Origin of the sequence: Micromonospora sp. NPDC000668 (assembly GCF_042897975.1) — a bacterium.
GTDB lineage: Bacteria > Actinomycetota > Actinomycetes > Mycobacteriales > Micromonosporaceae > Micromonospora.
Genome location: NZ_JBIAYP010000002.1, coordinates 118,248 through 132,807 on the forward strand (window position 1 = coordinate 118,248; position 14,560 = coordinate 132,807).

At 72.2% G+C, this 14,560-nt stretch carries 14 protein-coding genes; 5 read left to right on the top strand and 9 right to left on the bottom strand.

Going from position 1 to position 14,560, the window contains the following annotated elements:
• Complete coding sequence (locus tag ACFY29_RS09955) at positions 1 to 930, top strand: serine hydrolase (protein ID WP_386984899.1); 930 nt, start codon at positions 1 to 3, stop codon at positions 928 to 930.
• 8 nt (positions 931 to 938) lie between these two features.
• On the opposite strand, the gene ACFY29_RS09960 is transcribed toward ACFY29_RS09955, so the two are convergent.
• The 3 genes from ACFY29_RS09960 to ACFY29_RS09970 form a co-directional block, all read right to left on the bottom strand.
• Complete coding sequence (locus tag ACFY29_RS09960) at positions 939 to 1,724, bottom strand: hypothetical protein (RefSeq protein ID WP_386984901.1); 786 nt, start codon at positions 1,722 to 1,724, stop codon at positions 939 to 941.
• 121 nt (positions 1,725 to 1,845) lie between these two features.
• Complete coding sequence (locus tag ACFY29_RS09965; RefSeq protein ID WP_386984903.1) at positions 1,846 to 2,604, bottom strand: MerR family transcriptional regulator; 759 nt, start codon at positions 2,602 to 2,604, stop codon at positions 1,846 to 1,848.
• Positions 2,605 to 2,654: 50 nt separating this feature from the next.
• Entirely contained in the window at positions 2,655 to 5,024 is a 2,370-nt protein-coding gene (locus ACFY29_RS09970) for a putative bifunctional diguanylate cyclase/phosphodiesterase (RefSeq protein ID WP_386984905.1), read from the bottom strand.
• 461 nt (positions 5,025 to 5,485) lie between these two features.
• Between ACFY29_RS09970 and ACFY29_RS09975 the strand changes: the two genes are divergently transcribed.
• On the top strand, positions 5,486 to 6,673 hold the full coding sequence (locus ACFY29_RS09975) for a hypothetical protein (RefSeq protein ID WP_386984907.1): 1,188 nt from the start codon (positions 5,486 to 5,488) through the stop codon (positions 6,671 to 6,673).
• Positions 6,674 to 6,909: 236 nt separating this feature from the next.
• On the opposite strand, the gene ACFY29_RS09980 is transcribed toward ACFY29_RS09975, so the two are convergent.
• From ACFY29_RS09980 to ACFY29_RS10000, 5 genes are all read right to left on the bottom strand, one after another.
• Positions 6,910 to 7,143, bottom strand: a complete 234-nt coding sequence (locus ACFY29_RS09980) for a zinc-ribbon domain-containing protein (protein ID WP_355606696.1) — start codon at positions 7,141 to 7,143, stop codon at positions 6,910 to 6,912.
• 111 nt (positions 7,144 to 7,254) lie between these two features.
• Complete coding sequence (locus ACFY29_RS09985; RefSeq protein ID WP_386984910.1) at positions 7,255 to 8,133, bottom strand: SRPBCC family protein; 879 nt, start codon at positions 8,131 to 8,133, stop codon at positions 7,255 to 7,257.
• Positions 8,126 to 8,683 carry a helix-turn-helix domain-containing protein gene (locus ACFY29_RS09990; RefSeq protein WP_355606691.1) on the bottom strand — a complete coding sequence of 186 codons (558 nt, stop codon included), beginning with the start codon at positions 8,681 to 8,683 and terminating at the stop codon, positions 8,126 to 8,128. Before ACFY29_RS09990 ends, ACFY29_RS09985 begins: the two co-directional genes overlap by 8 nt.
• 91 nt (positions 8,684 to 8,774) lie before the next feature.
• Positions 8,775 to 10,118, bottom strand: a complete 1,344-nt coding sequence (locus tag ACFY29_RS09995) for a class I SAM-dependent methyltransferase (RefSeq protein ID WP_386984912.1) — start codon at positions 10,116 to 10,118, stop codon at positions 8,775 to 8,777.
• Positions 10,115 to 11,512 (bottom strand): FAD-binding oxidoreductase, encoded by a 1,398-nt coding sequence (locus tag ACFY29_RS10000; protein ID WP_386984914.1) that lies wholly within the window; start codon positions 11,510 to 11,512, stop codon positions 10,115 to 10,117. Before ACFY29_RS10000 ends, ACFY29_RS09995 begins: the two co-directional genes overlap by 4 nt.
• Before the next feature lie 93 nt (positions 11,513 to 11,605).
• Between ACFY29_RS10000 and ACFY29_RS10005 the strand changes: the two genes are divergently transcribed.
• From ACFY29_RS10005 to ACFY29_RS10015, 3 genes are all read left to right on the top strand, one after another.
• The gene (locus tag ACFY29_RS10005; protein ID WP_328423846.1) at positions 11,606 to 12,076 is read left to right on the top strand and encodes a YbaK/EbsC family protein; all 471 of its coding nucleotides are present in this window, start codon (positions 11,606 to 11,608) and stop codon (positions 12,074 to 12,076) included.
• 54 nt (positions 12,077 to 12,130) lie between these two features.
• Positions 12,131 to 12,415 carry a DUF427 domain-containing protein gene (locus ACFY29_RS10010; protein ID WP_386984916.1) on the top strand — a complete coding sequence of 95 codons (285 nt, stop codon included), beginning with the start codon at positions 12,131 to 12,133 and terminating at the stop codon, positions 12,413 to 12,415.
• Between the two features lie 64 nt (positions 12,416 to 12,479).
• On the top strand, positions 12,480 to 13,193 hold the full coding sequence (locus ACFY29_RS10015) for an RICIN domain-containing protein (RefSeq protein WP_386984918.1): 714 nt from the start codon (positions 12,480 to 12,482) through the stop codon (positions 13,191 to 13,193).
• A gap of 10 nt (positions 13,194 to 13,203) precedes the next feature.
• Here the strand turns inward: ACFY29_RS10015 and ACFY29_RS10020 are convergent, their stop codons facing one another.
• Complete coding sequence (locus ACFY29_RS10020) at positions 13,204 to 14,559, bottom strand: MFS transporter (protein ID WP_386984920.1); 1,356 nt, start codon at positions 14,557 to 14,559, stop codon at positions 13,204 to 13,206.
• Position 14,560 lies beyond the last annotated feature (1 nt).

The window sequence follows — 14,560 nt, forward strand, 5'->3', positions numbered from 1 at the left end:
ATGACCCCAACCGAGGGCACGCTCGCGGTGACCCGGCGGCACCACCCGCCGACCGAGCGGACCGGCGTGGTGGTCACCAGCCCGCAGCCGCCCACCGACCCGGTGGCGGGAGCCCGACTGTTCCCGCTCAGCGGGCAACTCGCCCGGGTGGTCGCCGACGCGAGCCTCAACCCGGCAGGGGTCACCGTCCGCGACCTGTCCGGCCGGTACGGCGATCAGCAGATCGCGGTCAACGGGGCACTCCGCCCCAAGGCCGCCAGCGTGATCAAGCTGTGGATCCTGGTCGAGCTGCTCCGCCGCGTCGACTGTGGACAGGTCTCCCTCGACGACGGCGTGCTGGTCACCCCGGCGGACGTGGTCGGCGGCACCGGCCAGCTGCAGTTCGAGACGTTCCCACAGGTGGTCACCCTGCACCGGCTCGCCCAGTACCTGATCAAGTACAGCGACAACATCGCCGCGAACGTGCTGATCACCTACCTGGGAGGGTTCGCCCCGGTCAACGCGCTGATCGACTCGATGAACCAGCGCTCGACCATCCTGGCCCGCCGGATGCTCGACAGCGCAGCCGCGCTGCGCGGCGAGGAGAACTACACCAGCCCGGACGACGTGGTCTCGCTGCTCGGCGCGGTCTGGGACGGCGAGATCCTCACTCCCGCCTCCCGCGACCTGATGATCGGTTTCATGCGGGAGCAGACCCTGAACACCAAGATCCCGGCGGCGCTGCCGCCCGGCGTGCCGGTGGCGCACAAGACCGGTGACCTGCCGGATGCCTCACACGACGTCGGCTACTACCTGATCCCCGGCTCGGAGACCGCCGTCGCGTTCCTCACCGCCGGGCCGATGGACACCGGCGACGAGACGGTCCGCCGGATGGCCCGCACCGTCTACGACTTCCTGGTCACCCCGGCGGGCGGGGCGTACGAGGAGTGAGCCGGGCGTCAGGCGCCGGGGATGTTCTCCGGCGGGTCCTCGCCGACCAGGTCGGCCGCCGGCGGGTCGGCCGCCACCGACAGCCCGAAGTCCGAGTACGTCAGGTCCAGCTGCGCGGTCTGCGACTGCTCGCTGGCCAGCTCGATCCGGTAGCGGACCAGCCGCCCCTGCTCGTCGACGGTGGCGGTGAACGGCACCGCCCCGGCCCGCTCGCCGAGCACCGTTCCGACCCCGCTGCCCAGCACCTCGCCACTCTCGCGCAGGTCCAGCGTGCCGGCGTACTCCCGGACGCCGGTCTGCCGGACCTGCGCCGGCGCGGTCAGCGTGCCGGCCAGCCGGGTGTTGTCCAGGCCCTGCTTGCCGGCCGGGGCACCCGGCGCGCCGACGTGCCACCAGGTGCTGCCGTCCCAGACCGGGATCCGGCGGTCCGGGGCGGTGACCCGCACGTAGACGTCCGGCCCGGTGGTCAGGCGTTCGATCTTCACCTCGCCGGTGGGCACCTTGAGCGAGGTGGTCTCCAGACCACGCCGCGCCTTCGGGTCCCACAGCAGCACCGTGCCGTCCCCGCCCGATGCCCCGCCGGTGCTCACGGTCAGCTTGTACGTCTGCTGGTCGACCTTCCCGGCGGCGGCGACCAGCACGCTGACCGGATCGGTCGCGGCCGGGGCGGGTGACGCGTCGGCCGCCGGACGGCCCGCGTCCGGCTCGTCGCCGGTGGCGACCAGGGCCCACGCCCCGGCGGCTACCGCCACGGCGAGAATGGCGCCAGCGGCGACCAGCTTCGGCTTCTTCACGGTCATCTCCCCCCGGGCGGCACGCCCGCCGGCCGGTGGCCGATCGACGCTGACCGCGGTGCGGTCCGGCCAGAGTAGCCGGACCGCACCGGCCGCTGTTCCGGGTCTGCGCCCCGCCCGATCAGGCGCGGCTGATCGCGTTGGCGTGGATCGCCTCGTTCAGGTACGCGGCCAGGCCCGGTGCGATGTTCTCGTAGTGCCTGGTGAACCGCTCGTCGGCCAGGTACATGTCGGCCAGTCCGGTGTGCACCTCGTACGAGCACTCGTAGAACCAGCGGCTGATGATCTGCCGGTGTTCCTCGGCCAGCTCCATCGCCTCCAGGCTGTCCGCTGGCGCGCCCGAGGCCAGCGCCGCGACGATCCGCCGGCCCCAGTCCTCGTTCTCCGCCTTGATCCGCAGCCAGTCGTCCTTGCTGTAGCGGGAGGCCCGCCGGTTCGACTCCCGGTACGCCTCGCTGTCGCCCCAGCGCTGTTCCGCCTCGGCCTCGTGCTCCTCCGGGTTGAAGTCGCCGAAGACCTCGAACCGCTCCTCCGGGGTGAGTTGGATGTTCAACTTGCTCGCCTCCATCGCGAACTCGATCGCCGTGACCATCTCCTGCAACCGCTTGATCCGCACCGTCAGCAGGTCGTGCTGGCGACGCAGGTGCGCGGCCGGGTCGGCCGCCGGGTCGTCGATGATCGCGGCGATCTCCTCAAGCGGGAAACCCAGCTCCCGGTAGTACAGGACGAGTTGCAAACGTTCCAGGTCCGCGTCGTCGTAGCGGCGGTAGCCGGCCGTGGTCCGTCCGCTCGGCGAGAGCAACCCGATCTCGTCGTAGTGGTGCAGCGTCCGTACCGTCACGCCGGCCACCTTCGCCACCTGACCCACCGTGTACGCCATGGTTCCCCTCCCTTCCGGAAACCAGGCTCTCGCCTGCCGCTACGTGAGGGTCAAGCCCGATTCTGACCCACCATGGCGGGGCCGTCCGGTCGCCCGTACAGATAGCCCTGGCCGCGCGGGCAGCCGATCGCGGCGACCGCCTCGTGCTGGCGCTCGGTCTCCACGCCCTCGGCCACCACCGCCAGGTCGAACGCGCCGGCCAGCCGGGTGACCATCTCCACCGTGGCGTACGCCCGGTCGTCCGCCCCCAACCGGGCCACGAACGAGCGGTCGATCTTCAGCTCGGTGGCCGGGATGCGGTGCAGATAGCTCAGCGAGGAGTAACCGGTGCCGAAGTCGTCGATGGCGATCTGGATGCCCAGTTCCCGGAGCTGGCGCAGCCGCTCCAGCACCGCGTCGGTCCCCTCGATCAGCGCCGACTCGGTCAGCTCCAGGGTCAACGCGCGCGGCGCCAGCCCCGCGCTGGCGGTGGCCGCGGTGACCGTGGCGATCAGGTCCGGCCGGCGCAGGTGCGCCGCGGCGATGTTCACCGCCACGGTCGCGTCCGGCGCCCGGTCCCGCCAGGTCGCCGCAGCCCGGCACGCCTCGTGGATCACCCAGCGGTCGATCGGCAGGATCAGCCCGGTCTCCTCGGCCAGCGGCAGGAACCGGGCCGGCGGCAGCATCCCGAGCCGGGGGTGCCGCCAGCGCACCAGCGCCTCGGCGCTGCGCACCGCGCCGGTGGCCAGGTCGACGATGGGCTGAAACTCCAGGTGCAGCTGCTGCTCGTCGACCGCCCGGCGCAGGTCGGCGATCAGCTCGGCCCGGGAGACGGCCGACTCGCGCAGCGCCGGGGTGCACGTCCGGTAGGCGGACTTGCCGGCCGCTTTGGCCGCGTACATGGCGATGTCGGCGTCGCGCAGGAGGTCGGAGTGGGAGGCGTGCTGCGGGCCGTACTCGGCGATGCCGATGCTCGCCGACGGGTGCACGCCGACGTCGTCGTCGCCGTCGGAGGGTTGCAGGGCATCCAGCAGCCGTTGGGCCAGCCGCTCGGGGGGCACGGGCCGGTCGCCGTCGACCAGCACCGCGAACTCGTCCCCGCCGAGCCGGGCGATGGTGCCGTCGCCATCCACCGCGGCTCGCATCCGGGCCGCCAGCCCGGTCAGCAGGGTGTCGCCGGTGGCGTGCCCGAACCGGTCGTTGACCTGCTTGAACCCGTCCAGGTCGAGCAGCAGTACGGCCACCGGCCGGCCGTCACGCAGGGCCAGGCGCAGCCTCCGGTTGAACAGCAGCCGGTTGGGCAGCCCGGTGAGCTGGTCGCCGTACGCGAGCCGGCGCAGCCGGGCCACCAGACGCAGGTTCTCGTTGGCGGCCAGCCCCTGGCGCAGGGCGAGGGCGGCCAGCAGCACCATCATGGTCACGAAGACCAGTTGTGGGGTCTGCCCGGTTGGGCGGCGGGCCAGCACCACCGCGATGATGGCCCCTCCGACCGGCAGGTACGGCAGCGCCACCCGCCACCACGGCGGCGGAGGTGACTCGGGGGTGTCGTCGGTGCCGTCGCAGTCCAGCGGCGGCGGGTTCCGGGTCGCCAGGCCGATCAGCAGGTAGCTCAGCGGCCAGCACAGGTCGATCGGGTGACCGGCGGCGTAGTCGCCGCGCGCGACCAGCGAGACGTAGACGACGTCGGCGACCACCCGGATGGTGAGGCTCGCCGCGAGCACGCTCATCGGCCGCCACACCTGTCGGGCCGGGCCGGAGACCGCGACCAGGATCGTGAGCTGCATCAGGTCGAACATCGGGTAGAGCAGCCCCAGGGTGCGCGCCGGATCGGCCAGCTCGGCGGCGGCGATGCCCCGGAACACCAGCACCCAGCCGATCGGCACCAGGGCCAGCGCGACGATCACCCCGTCCAGCAGCGTCCGGGCCCGCCCGACGGCGGTCCGTGGCGCGGAGGGCGAGCAGAGCAGCGCGGCGGTGCCGGTGAGGATGCCGGCCGTGAAGACCGCCCCGACCAGCGGGGTGTGCGGCAGGTCGCCGCCGCCGAGCCGCTGCACCGTCCAGATCGCCCGGCCGAATGCCGCGAGCGCCATGGTGACCGCCAGCAGCGTCCAGAACCGGCGCAGCGGGGCCGGATGACGGCGGACCACCCGGGCGCAGGCGACGGTGGCCCAGCCGGCGACCAGCAGCCCACCCAGGTCGCTGACCAGCGCGGCGCCGGGCAGTGCGGCAACCAGCCAGAACGCCTCCAGGAGAACGACCGCAGCCACAGCGGTCAGCCCAGCGCGTCCCGGCCGGGCCGGCGCGACGGCAGTGGCCGGCCCGGCGGCCGGCACCCGTGGGCCCGGCGTCAGCAGGGTCGGTTCGGTGAGGGTCGGCGGCACGCCGTTCGGCTCGGCAGGGGTGGACTCCCCCGCAGCCTGCTTCACGTCCTGTCGCGACACGGTCGCTCCGGCTCTTCGTCGTGCGTGCACCCTCGGCGGACCTGACCACGGCAAACCCCGAAAGCCTAGCCAGCGCCCGGGGTGCCCGCCAAGGTCCGGACGGCCGCGCAAATCGAGCTGGTCCGGCCACACAGGAGCGGCCGTGCGCTGATCTCGTCCCGGAGCGCGGTGAGAGTGTCGCTGGCCCGGACCCTCTGCCCTGGTACGCGCTCCTGTCGAGCTGCCCCATAAATGGGGCAGGCCGAGTGCCGCCAGGGCGGCGATAACCGGTGTGTGTGGCGGCGGAATCCGCCATGCAAGATCATCGGCATGGTCGAGTGGCGTCAATGACCGCCCTATCGGCGGCAGAAAGATAATGGCGAAGTCGGACGGGCATCGCGAACCTGGATCGGCGTCGCGGTGTGCGACGTGCGTACGGCAAGTACCTGGGCCTTTACTTGTTCCGGCCGTACTATCTCCCGGTGATCCTCACCCGCCGACGGCTGGTCGCCGCGTCCATCCTCCTGGTGTTGGAGGCGGTGGCGTTCGCGCTGCTCGTCACCGAGTCCGTGACGGGTGCGATCGCCGCCGTTGCCTTCACCTGCGTGTCGTTGTGGGTGCACGTCGTCCTGCACGAGTGCGGGCACCTCGTCGCGGCGAAGCTGCTGCGTCTGCCGGTCATCGCGGTCCGGATCGCACCCTTCACCGGGTGGCAGAGCGAAGTGGCGGTCCGCCCGCCGTCGACGGCGACCGCGTTACCGCTGCGGATGGTGCTGTTCTACCTCGGTGGCCCGATGGCGAACCTGTGCACTGCGGCGGTGCTCGGTGCCGCAACGGCGTTGACGAGCACGGCATTGACCCGCGTCGCACTGCTCGGCGCAGCACTTGTTGCGGTGCTGCTCGGGGTGGTCAATCTCATTCCCGGGATATCGCCCCACAGTGACGGCCGCAACCTGCTCCGCTGGCTCCTGGCGCCAACGGCCAGCGGCGCCGCGCTACGGGCGGGCTACTACCAGGAGGAGGTATACCGGACGTTGCGGGCGATTGCCCAAGGGGACGTTGACGACGATCTTCTCGGAGATCCGGTTCGCGACGGCAACGACCCTCGACTCGCGCTCGCTGCCTTCCAACGGCGCTGGAGCACGGGGCACGCGCAGTCGGCGGCGGACTTCATCGCCGACGCCGAGCGGCTCGCGGCGCTGGCTCGCGCCGACAGCACCGATCCCATGGCCGCCGCCGCAATCGGGCAGGCGCTTACCGTCCAGTTCGGGTTGTGGTACCTGCACGCCGCAGTGGTGAACAGATCGCCGGTCGAACACCGAGAGGTGTTGGAGATCTCGGAACTGGCCCAGATCGGCCTCCACGTGCAGCCGCACAGGTTGTCCGCTCGGGTCGCTATGAGCCTGGCCCACCTGCTCAACCAGCAGCCGGAGCACGCGCGGTCGCTGCTGCTCGACATTCGGCCGGGTGTTGACCCGCCGGACCTGTGCAGCGTCGCGTTTCTCCTGCGAGCCATCGCCGAGTGCTACCTCGGCAACCACGCCGATGCGGCCACCCTCATCAGGGCGGCCAGCGGCGACTACCAACAACTGACACAGGTCGTTGCCGCGATCCAGGCGGCCGATCCGGTGCCGCCCTTGTTCGCCCCGGCACCGATGGCTGACACCTGACCGGTGTGCCCGCGCCAGCTGGGCGGCGGAGGTGGGTGTGCGACGGATGTGGTCAGCGGCCGGCGGAGCGGTTCCACGGCGAGCGGGGCAACCTGGTGCCGGCCAGGGGACGGCGGGCGCGGCGGTGCTTCCGCCGGCCGGGGGTGCAGGGCGCGCGCGGAGCGGTGTGCACCGGAGGGCCGGGGGACGGCGGCGGCCGGCGGATCAGCCAGCAGAGGAAGCGGGCCATCTGCGGCTCAGCCGACCGGGAGACGCTCGGCGTCGGACTTGGAGATCTCATATTGCGCCCCGCAGAACGTGCACTGCTGCGCGTACCGGGTGCGCACCGGGATGAGGGGGACGAAGAAGAGGGTGAACTTGGTCGATCGGCGGGTGATCACCTGCGCGGCGTGGTTGCCGCAGTGGCGACAGACCTGCTGCACGACCCCGGAACGGTCGACCTTGGTACGCAGACCAAAGATGAAGAACATCGCCAGCCAGTACCCACTCCAGCCCGATAAATCACCAGCACCGCCGCCGGACGCGCGGCGAGCGCCGGCCCGTGGTGCGGTGGGCCGGCGCTCGCCAGGGGTGTCACGGCGTCAGCTGGCCGCTCCGGTCGGCGCGGGCTCCAGGCCGGGGATTTCGGCGGGGAGCCAGATCGGCTGCCAGTCCGGCACCTCGTGGAAGCGCCGCAGCTCGGCCAACCCGGACACCGACCCGGTCCAGGCCCCGTACGGGGGGTTGCCCTCGTCGAAGCCGCTCTGCACGAAGGTCAGCGTGGTCCGCCCACCGGACTCGGCCAACTCCCAGCTCGTGATGCCCGTCGGCCCCCAGTCGACGCTCATCCTCCGCCCCGGCTCCAGATCGATGACCTTGGCCGCGTAGCCGGCGTCGAAGCCGCCCATGGCGTATCGGCCGCCAACCCAGGGCTCGATGCCGATCGGGTAGCCGAACCAGGCGCTGGCCTGCTCGGAGTCGGTCAGCGACTGCCACACCTTGTCGGCGGGGGCGGCGATGACCAGCTCACCGCGCAGGTCTGCGGAGGTGAAGTCGGTCCGCGGCAGCAGTGACCGGCCCTCCAGGTGGGCGGCCAGGTTGGCGATGGCCAGCGACCAGTAGGTCTGCAGCACGCCGCGGATGCTGGAGCCGCTCATCGCCTCGGCGAAGTCGAAGTGGCTCTGCGTCAGCGTCAGCACGGTGCTGTCCGGGCCCTCGGCGGTCAACTGGAACTCGCTGGTGGTCTCCACGCCGTCGAGCAGCCAGCTGAAGCGCAGCGTGTCGTCGTCGGCGTGCAGCAGTCGCTGGTGCGGGGCGTCGCCCTCGGGCGTGTACCGGCCCCAGAACTCGTACCGCTCGGGCAGCTCGACCTCGGCGTGCTCGGCCAGCCAGAGTCGCAGCTCGGCCGGGTCGGTCAGTGCCTGGCGGACGCGCGCGACGGGCGCGGAGAGGCGGGCCTGCACCTTCATCGGTTCACTCATGGTCGTTCCCTTTCGGATAGCAGGCCACGGCGAGCTTGAAGGCATCCCCTTCGCTGCCGCCGTAGCGGGTGAACAGGTCCTGAAGTGCGGTTTGCAGGTCGTGCAGGAACTGCTGGCGCTGCTCGGCCGGCACCCGGATCTCGCCGGAGACCCCGATCGAGGGCAGCTCGGGCGCTGCCCGGTCCAGGCCGGCGATGTCGGCCTGGACCTCCTCCATCAGGTCGAGCAGGTAGCCCAGGCTCAGCTCGTCGCGGGCCCGGCGCAGCCCGATCCGGCCGACCAGCCGGGGGGAGAGCCAGTAGGACCGGGCGGCGGCCTGGTAGATGCCCTCGGTGATGCCGCGGACCTTGCGCTCGTTGACCAGGTCGACCAGGCCGGCCGCGACGAGCTGCTTGACGTGGTAGTAGACGCGCTGCGGCGTCTGGTCGAGTCGGGCCGCGATCTCGGTGCAGGTGCGCGGCTCGGCCAGTTGCCGCAGCACCGCGACGCGCTGCGGCTTGAGCAGGGCTTCGGCCTGCTCGATCTGCTCCAGGTACAGGACGTCTCTCATGGCAAAATCAGTTTGTACGTACAAAACTTGTTTGTCAATCGGTTCGCCAAAAGCCGCGCCGACTTTTCGGCGCGGCTTCAGGCGGTGACGGTCAGGGCAGCCAGTCGGGCCGCAGCGGGTAGCTGCTCTGGCCCTCCGGGCCGTTGTGGGTGGCCAGCACCTGGTGCAGCTGGATGCCGTTGCGCTCGAACGCCATCCGCGACCCGGCCATGTACAGCCCCCACACGCGGGCGGTGCCCGCGCCCACCTCGGAGACGCAGAAGTCCCAGTGCTCGACCAGGTTGCGACACCAGGCGGCCAGCGTCAGCGCGTAGTGCTGGCGCAGGTTCTCCTCGTGGTGCACCTCCAGCCCGGCGTCGTGCACCTCGCTGATCAGCCGACCCGGCCCGGCCAGCTCACCGTCCGGGAAGACGTACCGGTCGATGAACGCTCCGGAGCGGTGCGGCGCCCGATTGTCCGCCCGGGTGATGCAGTGGTTGAGCAGCCGCCCGCCCTGCCGCAGCCGATCGCGCAGCGCCCCGAAGTAGGCGGGGTAGTTGCGCACCCCGATGTGCTCGGTCAGCCCGATCGAGGAGATGGCGTCGAACTGCTCCGCAGGCGCGTCCCGGTAGTCCAGGTGCCGCACCTCGGCCAGCTCGGTCAGCCCCTCCCGCTCGATCGCGGCCTGCGCCCACTGGGCCTGCGCCTTCGACAGGGTCACCCCGAGCGCCTTGACGCCGTACTCGCGCGCGGCGTGCCGGACCATGCCACCCCAGCCGCAGCCCACATCGAGCAGCCGCATCCCCTGCTTGAGCGCCAGCTTGCCGGCGACCAGGTCGTACTTCGCCGCCTGGGCCTGCTCCAGGGAGTCGTCCGGGGACCGGTACACCGCGCAGGTGTACGTCATCGACGGGCCGAGCACCTTCTCGTAGAACGCGTTGGAGACGTCGTAGTGGTGCGAGATGGCGGTGCTGTCCCGGACGCGCGAGTGCCGCAGCCCGTTCATCACCCGCTTCCAGCGCGGCTGCGCCTCCTGCGGCGGGGCCGGCGGCGGCAGCAGCCGCTCCCAGCCCAGCCTGCGGGCCAACGCCAGCCCCTCCGTCAGCGACGGTGGGCGCAGCCGCAGCTCGTCCTTGAGCACCCGCAGCGCCTCGTACGGGTCGCCCTCGTGCACTCCCTGCAACGCCAGGTCGCCACTGACGTAGGCCCGGGCCATGCCCAGGTCACCGGGAGCGGTGAGCAGGTACGACAGGCCCCGCTCGGAGCGGATCGCCAGGGTGATCCCGGCGTCGGCCGGGCCGATGGCGCTGCCGTCGTACCCGGTGATCCGCACCGGCAGCGGCCCGGCGGTGACGGCACGGACCACATCCGCCACAGTCGGAACCGGTTGCCGGCCCCCCGCCGGCGGGGTGGCGGGGACGCTCGCCGCCCCCTGATCTCGGTCGGTCAGGCTCATGCTCGTGCTACCGCCTTTTCGTACAGTCCCGTCAGCCGGTGGTCCGGGTCGTAGCGGTCCTTCACCGCGCGCCAGGTCTCGCCGCCGTAGAGGCGATCGAAGGCGTCCCGGTCGTAGTACGCATCGGAGTAGAGCGACTTGTGCCCGCCCGACTCCGACACCCTGCGTTCGATCGTGCGGTTGACGTCGCCGTCGGCGGCGCCCGGCGCGATCGGCACGCTCCCCCAGAACCCAATGTTGACGTAGTCCTGCCCCGGCCGGAGTGGATACAGCGGCCAGGACCGCGCGGAACCTGGACCCTCCGGCTCGCGTAGGCGCAACGGACAGAGCCACACCGGGTTCATCCCCACCGCGCCGGCGAACCAGCGCAGGAAGTCAGCCGTACGTTCCAGCGGGATCTCCACGTCCTGCACCACCCGCTCCCGGACCGGCTGGCCGCGCAGCCGGTCGATCCGGGCCGCCACCTGGTGCCGGTGCTCGAGCCGGACGAGGCGGTGATAGACGTCACTGCGCCGGTAGCGGGCCGGCCAGAGCCGGCGCACCACCGGGTGCTGCGCGCCGAAGGCCGCCGAGCACCAGAACCAGTCGGTGTCCCAGCGCCAGAGATAGTCGTACGCGGTGAGCACGTCGCGGGTGCGCTGGCGCAGCGACCGGTAGTAAATCGCCTGGCCGGTGTAGTCGCTGGGCGGCTCGGCCTCGTCGGTGAACGTGGCCAGCACCAGGTACGCCTCGCCGGGGCTGAACATCACCCCGTCCATCGCGTCGACCGGCTCGCCGGCCCAGGACCGGGTCGCGGTCACCTCGGCGATCGCGTCGGTGAGCGCCTCCAACTGGGTGAACCGGATGTTGCGCAACGCCACGTACCGGCCGACCGGCTGCAGCTCGATGCGCAGCCGGGTGGCGTAGCCGAGGCTGCCCAGCGAGTTGGGGAACGCGGTGAACAGATCGGCGTGCTCGCCGTCCCGCCGGGCGGTGATGATCTCGCCGGAGCCGGTGAGCACGTCCAGCTCTCGTACCGACTCGTGCGGCAGGCCGTTGTGGAACGAGGTCGACTCGATCCCAAGGCCGGTCACCGCCCCGCCCAGGGTGATGGTGCGTAGCTGCGGCACCACCAGCGGCATCAGCCCGTGCGGCAGCGTCGCGTCGACCAGATCCTCGTAGGTGCACATGCCCTGCACGTCGGCGGTACGCCCGGTCGGGTCGACCGAGAGCACCCGGCCGAGGCCGCTCACGTCGAGCCCCGGAGTTCGGGGAGCGGACCGGGGGCGGAACAGGTTGGAGGTCCGTTTGGCAAGCCGGACAGGCTCGCCAGTGGGCACCGCGGCGTACGACCGCCGCAACGTGGCCACCGCTTGATCATGGTCAATCGAGGGATCCACACGCTCAGCGCGCATGTGATCACCTTACGCCCGTACTCAGGATTCGGTGGGATGTCGACGAGGGCCGTTTCCCGTCCAGTGGCTGGCCGGGCGGTTACCGTGGCGGGCATGCCGTCGCCCGCGATCACCGCCCTGGACGCCGCCGGCCTGCCCTACCGGCTGGTCAGCCACGGCCCGGTCGGCAGCCTGGCGGAGGCCGCCGCCGCCCGGGGCGTGGCCGTCCCGGACGTGGTCAAGACGATCGTGGTCCGCCGGGGCGCGGACGACCACCTGTTCGTGCTCACCCCCGGCGACCGGGTCGTCTCCTGGCCCAAGCTGCGCGCTCTGCTCGGGGTGCACCGTCTCTCCATGCCGGACGCGGCCGGCGCCCTCGCCGCCACCGGCTACGAGCGCGGCACCATCACCCCGTTCGGCGCGAGCACCGCCTGGCCGGTGATCGCCGACGAGCGGCTGCGCGGCCGGGAGATCACCCTGGGCGCCGGCGAGCGCGGACTCGCCATCGCGGTCGACGCCGACGCCACGATCGCCGCTCTCGCGGCCACAGTGGCGGATGTCACCGACCCACAGCCGACCCGGTGAGCCTCCCCGCACCGACCACTGTCATCGTCGGTGGCACGGCCTAGTGTTGGTCTCATGCCAAAAGCCATGTGGAACGACCTGGTCGTCGCCGAGAGCGACGACACCGTGCTGGTGGAGGGCAACCACTACTTCCCCCGCTCCGCCCTGCGCGACGACCTGATCCAAGAGTCCGCGACGCACACCGTCTGCCCGTGGAAGGGCACCGCCTCCTACTACACCCTCGAGCACGAGGGCAGCACCAGCGAGGACGCGGTCTGGTACTACCCGGAGCCGAAGCCCGACGCCGAGATGGTGCGCGACCGGGTGGCGTTCTGGAAGGACGTCCGGGTCGTCGACTGAACCGGCGGCCGGCCGCCGGTGTCCGACTGGCCCCGGCCCGCCGCGGTGGGTGAGGATGGCCCGTATGTCCGCGCCCGAGGAACGCCCCGACCCCGCTGGCACCGTCTACGGCGGTCGCCGGGCGCCCCGTCCCGGCCTGCTGAGCGACCCGCTGCTGCGGGTGGCGCTGGCGGTCGGGCTGGTCGGCGTACTCCTGGGAGTGGTCTTCGCCACCGGGCTGTTCAACGGTGACGACGAGCCGGTGGTGCCGGCGACGGTCGGCGCCCCGACCAGCGCGGCCGAGCCCACGACCCCGACGGCCGAGCCGAGCCCGACCGCTGCGGCCGAGCCGTCACCGACCCCGGCGGCCACCACCCCGGCCGCCCCGGCCACCGGCCCCAAAGTGCTGCGGGCCGCCTCCGGGCTCTGCCTCGGGCTGGACGGCGACGGAGAGAAGGCCGAGGCCGAGTTGGCCGCGTGCACCGGCGGCCCGGAGCAGCAGTGGGTGGTCAACCCGGCCGGAGCGGACGTGGTGACGCTGACGAACGCCGCCTACGGGCAGTGCCTCGACGTCGAGGGCGGCAGTACGGACGACGGCGCCCGGATGCAGCAGTTCCCCTGCCACGGCCAGGCCAACCAGCAGTGGCGGCTGACCGCCACCGGCACCGGCCCGGTGCTGCTGGTCGCGGTGCACAGCGGCAAGTGCGGGCAGGCCGACGACGACGGCACCGAGGCCGGGGACGAGGTCCGGCAGCGGTCCTGCGACGGTCGGCCCGCCCAGCAATGGACCCTCGGCTGACCGCCCGGCCTCAGCCCCGGAAGCTCCACGCCCGGGGCGCGGTGGCGGCGACCAGCACAGCCTCCGGCACCGGCCGGCCCGGCCGCCTGCGCAGCAGCAGCGACAGACCGGCCGCACCGATCGACAGGGCGCCGGCCACGTACCAGGCCATCGCGTAGTCGCCGAGCCGGTCCCGGACCAGCCCCGCGCCGGTCGCCGCGAACGCCGCGCCGAACTGGTGGGCGGCGAACACCCAGCCGAACACCACAGCACCGGCGCTGCCGAAGTACTCCCGGCACAGCGCCACGGTGGGCGGCACGGTGGCCACCCAGTCCAGGCCGTAGAAAATGATGAACACCAGCATGCTCGGCTTGGCGGTGCCGGCGAACAGGCTCGGCAGCACCAGCAGGGACGCCCCGCGCAGTGCGTAGTAGGCGCCGAGCAGCAGGCGGCTGTCCACCCGGTCGGTCAACCAACCGGAGGCAATCGTGCCGACGATGTCGAAGAGCCCGACCAGGGCGAGCAGCCCGGCGGCGGTGGTCTCGGTCATGCCGTGGTCGTGCGCGGCCGGCACGAAGTGCGTACCGACGAGGCCGTTGGTGGTCGCGCCGCAGATCGCGAACCCCCCGGCCAGCAGCCAGAACGGCCGGGTCCGGGCCGCGGCGGCCAGCGCACCCAGCGCCCGGCTCGCCGCACCGCCGGTCGCCGCCGGCGCCGCGACGACCTCGGTCGCGCCGTAGGCGGGCAGGTCGAGATCCGCCGGGTGCTCGCGCAGCAGCCACACCACCAGGGGTACGACCGCCAGCGCGGCTCCAGCCACGACGAGCGCCGCCGTGCGCCAGCCGTGGTCGCGCACCAGCACCGCGATCAGCGGCAGAAAGACCAGTTGCCCAGCCGCCCCACCAGCGGTCAGCACCCCGGTGACCAGGCCCCGCCGGCGGACGAACCAACGCCCGGTGACGGTGGCCACAAAGGCCAGCGCCATCGAGCCGGTGCCCAACCCGACCAGCACGCCCCAGCAGAGCAGCAGCTGCCAACTGGCGGTCATGAAGACCGTCAGCCCACTGCCGGCGGCGACCAGCAGCAACGCCACCGAGACCACCCGGCGGATGCCGAACCGGTCCATCAGCGCGGCGGCGAACGGCGCGGTGAGCCCGTAGAGCAGCAGGTTCACCGAGACGGCCGCGGAGATGGTGGCCAGTGGCCAGCCGAACTCCTCATGCAGGGGGTGCAGCAACACCGAGGGGGTGGCGCGGAACCCGGCCGCGCCGACCAGCGCCACGAAGGCGACGGCGGCGACCAGCCAGGCGGGATGCAGGCGGCGGTTCTTGGACACGCGACCAGTCTGGGCGGCGCCGTTAGCACCGACGAGTGGCCGGAAAGCCATC

What these genes read in the sequence shown, in the direction of transcription:
- ACFY29_RS09955 (WP_386984899.1), top strand. Translation starts at nt 1, where the DNA reads ATGACCCCAACCGAGGGCACGCTCGCGGTGACCCGGCGGCACCACCCG.
- ACFY29_RS09965 (WP_386984903.1), bottom strand. Translation starts at nt 2,604, where the DNA reads ATGGCGTACACGGTGGGTCAGGTGGCGAAGGTGGCCGGCGTGACGGTA.
- ACFY29_RS09980 (WP_355606696.1), bottom strand. Translation starts at nt 7,143, where the DNA reads ATGTTCTTCATCTTTGGTCTGCGTACCAAGGTCGACCGTTCCGGGGTC.
- ACFY29_RS09985 (WP_386984910.1), bottom strand. Translation starts at nt 8,133, where the DNA reads ATGAGTGAACCGATGAAGGTGCAGGCCCGCCTCTCCGCGCCCGTCGCG.
- ACFY29_RS09990 (WP_355606691.1), bottom strand. Translation starts at nt 8,683, where the DNA reads ATGAGAGACGTCCTGTACCTGGAGCAGATCGAGCAGGCCGAAGCCCTG.
- ACFY29_RS09995 (WP_386984912.1), bottom strand. Translation starts at nt 10,118, where the DNA reads ATGAGCCTGACCGACCGAGATCAGGGGGCGGCGAGCGTCCCCGCCACC.
- ACFY29_RS10000 (WP_386984914.1), bottom strand. Translation starts at nt 11,512, where the DNA reads ATGCGCGCTGAGCGTGTGGATCCCTCGATTGACCATGATCAAGCGGTG.
- ACFY29_RS10005 (WP_328423846.1), top strand. Translation starts at nt 11,606, where the DNA reads ATGCCGTCGCCCGCGATCACCGCCCTGGACGCCGCCGGCCTGCCCTAC.
- ACFY29_RS10010 (WP_386984916.1), top strand. Translation starts at nt 12,131, where the DNA reads ATGCCAAAAGCCATGTGGAACGACCTGGTCGTCGCCGAGAGCGACGAC.
- ACFY29_RS10015 (WP_386984918.1), top strand. Translation starts at nt 12,480, where the DNA reads ATGTCCGCGCCCGAGGAACGCCCCGACCCCGCTGGCACCGTCTACGGC.
- ACFY29_RS10020 (WP_386984920.1), bottom strand. Translation starts at nt 14,559, where the DNA reads ATGGCTTTCCGGCCACTCGTCGGTGCTAACGGCGCCGCCCAGACTGGT.